Below are 6,122 nucleotides of genomic sequence, written 5' to 3'. Positions count from 1 at the left end.
CTGCCGGGGTGGCGGAATTGGCAGACGCACAGGACTTAAAATCCTGCGGTAGGTGACTACCGTACCGGTTCAAGTCCGGTCCTCGGCACCATATTGGCGCCCGTAGCTCAATTGGATAGAGCGTTTGACTACGGATCAAAAGGTTAGGGGTTCGACTCCTCTCGGGCGCGCCATATCGGGAAGTAGCTCAGCTTGGTAGAGCACATGGTTTGGGACCATGGGGTCGCAGGTTCGAATCCTGTCTTCCCGACCAGGGAATTTAAAGGGGCCTTAGCTCAGCTGGGAGAGCGCCTGCTTTGCACGCAGGAGGTCAGCGGTTCGATCCCGCTAGGCTCCATCCAAATATTTATTTATACAACCAATTCCAATAATCCACTGAACCTTAGGGAGATTCCTAAGGTTTTTTTATTGCCCATGAAAAATGGACATGCCTGGCGCAGGTCGTTAAAAATTGCATATCACAATAAATTGATTGTTGAGGAAGCCAATCGGCGATATCATTGTGCTTGGTTATTTCTCACACTGACAGTTCGGAATGTCGAGGGAGGAGAGCTTCGCCAAACGATTTCCGATATGATGAAGGGGTTTAATCGTTTGACGAAGTACAAGCGATTTGATGCAGCCGTCCTTGGGTATTTTCGAGCTTTAGAAATCACGAAAAATCATGAAGAACATACATATCATCCACATTTTCATGTGTTATTACCAGTAAAGAAAAGTTATTTCACAGGCAAGTTATATATTAGTCAAAAAGATTGGACAAGCCTTTGGAAAAAGGCAATGAAACTTGATTACACGCCGATTGTACATATACAGCGGGGCAAAGGGAAAACCAAGATTGATGCTGAACAGATCGAGAGTGAAGTGCGAGAGGCTATAGAGGAGCAAAAAGCTGTTTTGGAAATTTCAAAGTACCCTGTGAAGGATACAGATCTTGTCCGCGGCAACAAGGTGACTGAAGACAATTTGGATACGGTCTACTATCTGGACGACGCGCTGTCGGCTCGGCGACTAATCGGATATGGTGGCATTTTGAAGGAGATACATAAGGAAATGAATCTCGGTGATGCAGAGGACGGCGATCTGGTTAAGATTGAGGAAGAAAATGATGAGGTGGCAAACGCTGCATTTGAGGTTATGGCTTATTGGCATCCTGGCATAAAGAATTACATAATCAAGTAAGAAAAGCAGGCCTAGAGCCTGCTTTTCTTACTAAGGTAGATGTTTTTTTAACTTTTTGTCCCATCCTGTAAAGACCATTATTGCCGTTATTGGTAGCCCTAATGCCATAACAAAAATCAAAGATACATTTTCAGATGGACCTAAGATTAAATAAATCAATAACATTATAGCCGCGAGGCTAATATAACTTTTTAAAAATGCTATCAGTGAGTTTTTATTCATAATCTCGCCCCATTTTAAATTATTTTACAATCGTGTATTTTATTTGTACTGAATAGGATGTATGGTAATTTTTATAATCAGTTATTTTTAATCTCTTTCCTTTTTTTGCAGCATTTATAACTTCTTTTTTATAAAGAGAATTAGAACTCAGTTGTGTTGCTAATGCAGAAGCCCATCCAGCAACTCCACCCCATTTAGTAGCAATAGCTAAAATAACAATTTTTAGATTACTATTACCTTTTATTGCTTTCATATTATTAGCCAACTCTTTATTGAGCTTTGGATAAAGTATAAGACCCTACTACAACTCTCTTTTCTGCTGCATGAGCAACATTACTTGATTTATTAAATCCCAAAAAACTTGTTGATCCTAACAGAGGTGGGGCAACCAATAAAGCTACCAATATAATCTTCACTAAAAAACCAAATTTCTTCTTTTTCACAATCATAGCATTATCTCCTTTACTTTCACACTCTTTTTCAATCAAAAAACATCCTTTCCTGGAATTATATGGGCCCATATACTACTACTATAAACAAATATAAGTCTTTTTTGGGATACTTTGGATATGATTTAATTAGAATTAGTCGAAAATTTAGAAGGGTTTGAATTAAAGATAGGAAAAAACGTTTTACTTTTTATAACGTGTGGTTTTTGGGATTGATAATGTACAACATTAGAGAGCATACTTCCTTTGCTACAGCGACGATTATTTTAGCTGCTTTCATTGCTGTTTGTTTGATGCTTGAGGTGGTTTGGAAAAGATATAAAAAAGACTTAGAAGAATACGAGAAAGATTTTAAAAAAGCTATCAGAGAACAAAATGCTATTTTGGAAGTTTCTAAGTATCCAGTCAAAGATACGGATGTCATTAAAGGGAATAAGGTCACGGATGAAAATGTGGAAACCGTTTTGGTGTTAGACAACGCCTTGGCATATAAGCGATTAATCGGTTATGGTGGTTTGCTGAAACAGATCCACAAGGAATTGAATTTGGGAGATGCAGAAGATGGAGATTTAGTCTATATCTCCGAAAATGACGAAGTAGCAAACGGTGCTTTTGATGTGATTGGCAAGTGGCATATCGGTTTAAAAAATTATGTGATAAAGAGAGATTAATAGGGTGTAGAAAATTAGAGATACAGAAGATACGGGAGATGATTTTCGTATCTTTTTTTATTGCTCGGCGGGTCACTAGAGGGAAGAAGGTGACGCATGGCGGTTGTCAATTAAAATGTGCGGTAGCGGACCGAAGGGAGCATAAGGAGCACATTTTTTTGTGTTGCTTAACATAGTGCTTTGAAGCCGTTAGTATGATCCGAAAAGTGTATAGCGATGGGGGCAAACAAAACTATCGATATCGATCGAAACATAAAAAATGGGAGAATTTCTAATAAATCGCTAAATATGGTTGATCAATGGTATATTTGGTAATATTATTTAATTGATCAGATGAAGAGAAAGTGAGAGTTTAAATATGAGTTCAGCTATACAATGGCTCAGCAGCTTCATTATTTTTTAGGAAAAATTTAAGAAAATAGATAAACATCGCGTAATGAACATTGTTTCTAAATTTCGTTTTATGGTTTTATTGATGAGGTGCAGACTATGTCATATGTAAGAATTTTTTTTCTTATTGCAATCAATGCTTTAAGAGCATATCAAAGCAATTTGTATGAAAAATTTGAAAAAATTTTACCTGAATTTAAATATCTGGCGAAATATTATATATACTTTTATGCAGCGTCAAATATTTTATTATTAGGGATTATTCTTTTACTAGACCCTTCTCAAAATGTACATATTCATCGTATATTAAATGACTATAAATGGGAAATTTTAATCGCAAAATATTTAATGGAATTATTTGTCATTATAAATTTGTTAAGATTTGAAGTTCCAAAAGGATTTAAAAAAGTTTATGGATTAATACCGTCTATTTTTTATGTAATCACTGCTAATTTTAAAAACGTTTATACATGGATACTGATACAGTTTATATATTATACATTTTTAGATAAACAACTTTTTTTGATCTTATTTATTTTAAGCTGTATAATCATTTATCTTTCTTTGTTTGCTAAAATATCAGAATTTCAATACATATTAAATATTTTAAAAATGGCTCGTCTCATGTTTGTAATATTGTTAAGTTATCAAATCATTCAAGAAGTATCGCAAAAAGCAGGTTTTAGCTTCGCGAGTGCAAGCAATAAAATCGAGGTTTTATTATTTTTATGGGTGGCTTTTCTATTAATTCTGTTAATATCTAACTATTTTTTATTAAGATATATTAAAGCTACTACACGAATTTTCCAGGAAAAACAATTAATCCATTATTTCAAACTATTTTTTATACCCTTCATATTTTTGACTTTGATACAGATCACATCCAGCTTGTTTGTTTTCATCAGCAATATCGAAGAATCACTGATAATCATATCCTATTTAATTTCATCTCTTTTTGTAAAAATCAAATTTATTGATTTTTTAACTATGGAAACTTATGGTTATTATTTGTTTTATTTAAAGTCTTTAGACAAAAAAATTCAATCTGAGTTTATGATGAATATTAACTTAAATAATTTCTTCTTATTATTGCCCGTTTTACTATTTCACCTCTGTTATCTCATTTTAAATCAGCAATATATTTATGCTTTCCTGCTGATGCTTGTATACATATTAGACATTAAGGCAGATGAACTAATCATTTTAATCACGAGAAAAATATTGAAGAAAAGTGAATTGCCTAATTTGTTTATACACACAAAAAAAGGTTTATCCAACGTATTATTAATAGCGTTTGTTCCCAGTGCCATTATTAGCATTCTTGTAAACAGTAGCAGCATAAAGAGCTCCAGCTTAGCTACAACGATGTTGCTGCTCGTTTCCGTCATACTATTTTGTGTGTCAATATTGGCGCATTATTGGAGGAAGAGCTTTTTTGACGAATTACATAAGTGAGGTAAAAAATAAATGTTAGAAATTAAAAATTTAACGTATAGCATAGGGGAGAAAAAAATTTTAGATCATATATCTTTTTCAATACCTGAAAATGAAGTGACAGCCATTGTCGGGCCAAATGGCGTGGGCAAAACTACAACCGTGCAAATATTGTCGAATATAATCAAAACGGAAAATGCTTCTGTTAAGAGCTTAAATCGTAATAAGAAAATCGTTTACTTGGATATTGAATATTTAGTTTTTGATGAATTGACAGCACAAGAGTTTCTCGAGTTACATTCACGAATTCATAATAAAAATAAAGAAGAGCTTGAAGAGCTATTAAACGAATTTGAAGTATTGAATATTAAAGAATTTTTACCGAACAAGTTAAAGGGTCTTTCTTTAGGGCAAAAGCAAAAATTGATAATATTAATGGGATTTATGTCCAATGCAGATATTTTAATATTTGATGAGCCATTTAACGGTTTAGATTATAAATCTGAAATGAATTTTAAAGAGCTGCTCAGAAAAAATAAGTTTAACTTCACAATTATCATCACTACCCATAATTTTCATGATATCGAAAGGTACACTAAGCAGTGCATTGTGATGGAAGATAGCAAAACGATTAAGCAGATTACAAACGTAAATACTCAAAGTTATAAAAAAAATATATTTCATTATTTAGATTTAGAACAGGAGCAGTATAGATGAATCGTCAGTTCGTCATAAAAAGGGAAGAGTTCATGAAAATTCCTCTGCTTATATTTGGTTTTTTATTGGCAGGATTCTTCTTTGGCGCATTATTAGAAGTCGATTTAAAAAGGGAAGCTCTCGATCTAAATTTTATTGATATTTTTTTCAATAACGCCTCAATCGGCATTATGTTAGTTCTGCTAACAAGTTTCATATCTTATCCGATTATTTTATATAATTCATTTTTTTTAGGGTTAAACATATATTTTGGCATAGAGCTCTTTGGCGTATATAAAACTTTCATGACTTTAATTTTCCATACGCCGATAGAAATAGTAGGATGGATCATATGTATCATCGCTTCGAAAAGAATGAAAGGTTTTTATAAAACTGTGTTAAAAAAAGAAATAAACAAAGAAAATATAAAGGCTGTTTGTATGTTATTGCTGACAATGATAGCTGTTTACTTTGTTGCAGCCATAGTGGAATATTATGCTTTTGAATTTCTGGGGGGACATAAATGGTTAAATTAAAAGCAAATGAAAAAATATTATTAATACTGTTTACGCTTTGGTATTTATTATCCATACAATTTATCAGTCAATACATGATCATGAATCAAGGCAGTGTAATCTATGAAATGAACATTTTTAAAACGAAAGAAATCATGTTTGTATTCCTAAATTTTGTCATAATGATCTTTTCGATTGTTTTTCTTTTCTTTCAAGCTTTTATCTATCGATTTATCATACTATTATTTAAACCGCAGAAATATCCATCCATATTTTCAAGCTTTTTTTATTTAATGATTGGATATTTGCCATTTTCCATTACGATCATTATCACAAACTTTATTCATCAAGAGTATGTTTACAATATTTCAACGAATATATACGCAAAAATTTTCATAACGATTATTGTAAACGTAATATATATATTCATCATTGTTAAAAAAAATATCATCGATTCCAAAAAGGCGCTATTATTGTGTATGTTTTTAATCGTAATAAATGCTCTAGTTTTATTCATTAATTTCAATTCACTATAAAAAACGATTCAGAGGAACTTGGATAAA

Annotated in this window: 7 protein-coding genes, 4 tRNA genes and 1 pseudogene; 10 read left to right on the top strand and 2 right to left on the bottom strand. The window is 32.6% G+C overall.

Annotated features, from left to right (window positions below; translation table 11 throughout):
* Window positions 1–2 precede the first annotated feature (2 nt).
* The 5 genes from FB379_RS10955 to FB379_RS10935 all read left to right on the top strand — a co-directional run bounded on the left by FB379_RS10955 (window position 3) and on the right by FB379_RS10935 (window position 1,182).
* Window positions 3–91 (top strand) — tRNA-Leu (locus FB379_RS10955).
* Between the two features lie 5 nt (window positions 92–96).
* Window positions 97–173: transfer RNA gene (locus tag FB379_RS10950), tRNA-Arg, on the top strand.
* A gap of 3 nt (window positions 174–176) precedes the next feature.
* Window positions 177–253, top strand: a tRNA-Pro gene (locus FB379_RS10945).
* A gap of 11 nt (window positions 254–264) precedes the next feature.
* Window positions 265–337 (top strand) — tRNA-Ala (locus FB379_RS10940).
* Between the two features lie 77 nt (window positions 338–414).
* Window positions 415–1,182 carry a protein rep gene (locus FB379_RS10935; protein ID WP_066252211.1) on the top strand — a complete coding sequence of 256 codons (768 nt, stop codon included), beginning with the start codon at window positions 415–417 and terminating at the stop codon, window positions 1,180–1,182.
* Between the two features lie 241 nt (window positions 1,183–1,423).
* On the opposite strand, the gene FB379_RS10930 is transcribed toward FB379_RS10935, so the two are convergent.
* Both FB379_RS10930 and FB379_RS10925 read right to left on the bottom strand, forming a co-directional pair.
* Window positions 1,424–1,657, bottom strand: coding sequence for a hypothetical protein (locus FB379_RS10930; protein ID WP_066252204.1), 234 nt, complete (start codon window positions 1,655–1,657; stop codon window positions 1,424–1,426).
* 16 nt (window positions 1,658–1,673) lie between these two features.
* Entirely contained in the window at window positions 1,674–1,892 is a 219-nt protein-coding gene (locus FB379_RS10925; RefSeq protein WP_133309202.1) for a hypothetical protein, read from the bottom strand.
* Window positions 1,893–2,173: 281 nt separating this feature from the next.
* Between FB379_RS10925 and FB379_RS10920 the strand changes: the two are divergent.
* From FB379_RS10920 to FB379_RS10900, 5 genes and pseudogenes are all read left to right on the top strand, one after another.
* Window positions 2,174–2,524 (top strand): annotated as a pseudogene (locus FB379_RS10920) (protein rep); the annotation flags it as partial.
* A gap of 489 nt (window positions 2,525–3,013) precedes the next feature.
* Window positions 3,014–4,369, top strand: a complete 1,356-nt coding sequence (locus FB379_RS10915; RefSeq protein WP_144597984.1) for a hypothetical protein — start codon at window positions 3,014–3,016, stop codon at window positions 4,367–4,369.
* A gap of 12 nt (window positions 4,370–4,381) precedes the next feature.
* Window positions 4,382–5,065, top strand: a complete 684-nt coding sequence (locus FB379_RS10910; RefSeq protein WP_066247871.1) for an ATP-binding cassette domain-containing protein — start codon at window positions 4,382–4,384, stop codon at window positions 5,063–5,065.
* Between the two features lie 32 nt (window positions 5,066–5,097).
* Window positions 5,098–5,580, top strand: a complete 483-nt coding sequence (locus FB379_RS10905; protein WP_158640186.1) for a stage II sporulation protein M — start codon at window positions 5,098–5,100, stop codon at window positions 5,578–5,580.
* Window positions 5,568–6,095, top strand: coding sequence for a hypothetical protein (locus FB379_RS10900; protein ID WP_144597982.1), 528 nt, complete (start codon window positions 5,568–5,570; stop codon window positions 6,093–6,095). The genes FB379_RS10905 and FB379_RS10900 overlap by 13 nt, the downstream gene beginning before the upstream one ends.
* Window positions 6,096–6,122 lie beyond the last annotated feature (27 nt).

The organism is Aeribacillus composti (assembly GCF_007827555.1).
In the GTDB taxonomy this organism is placed as follows: Bacteria; Bacillota; Bacilli; order Bacillales; family Aeribacillaceae; genus Aeribacillus; species Aeribacillus composti.
The sequence above is the reverse complement of the archived record's forward strand: the minus strand, read 5'-3'. Positions and strand labels throughout refer to the sequence as shown.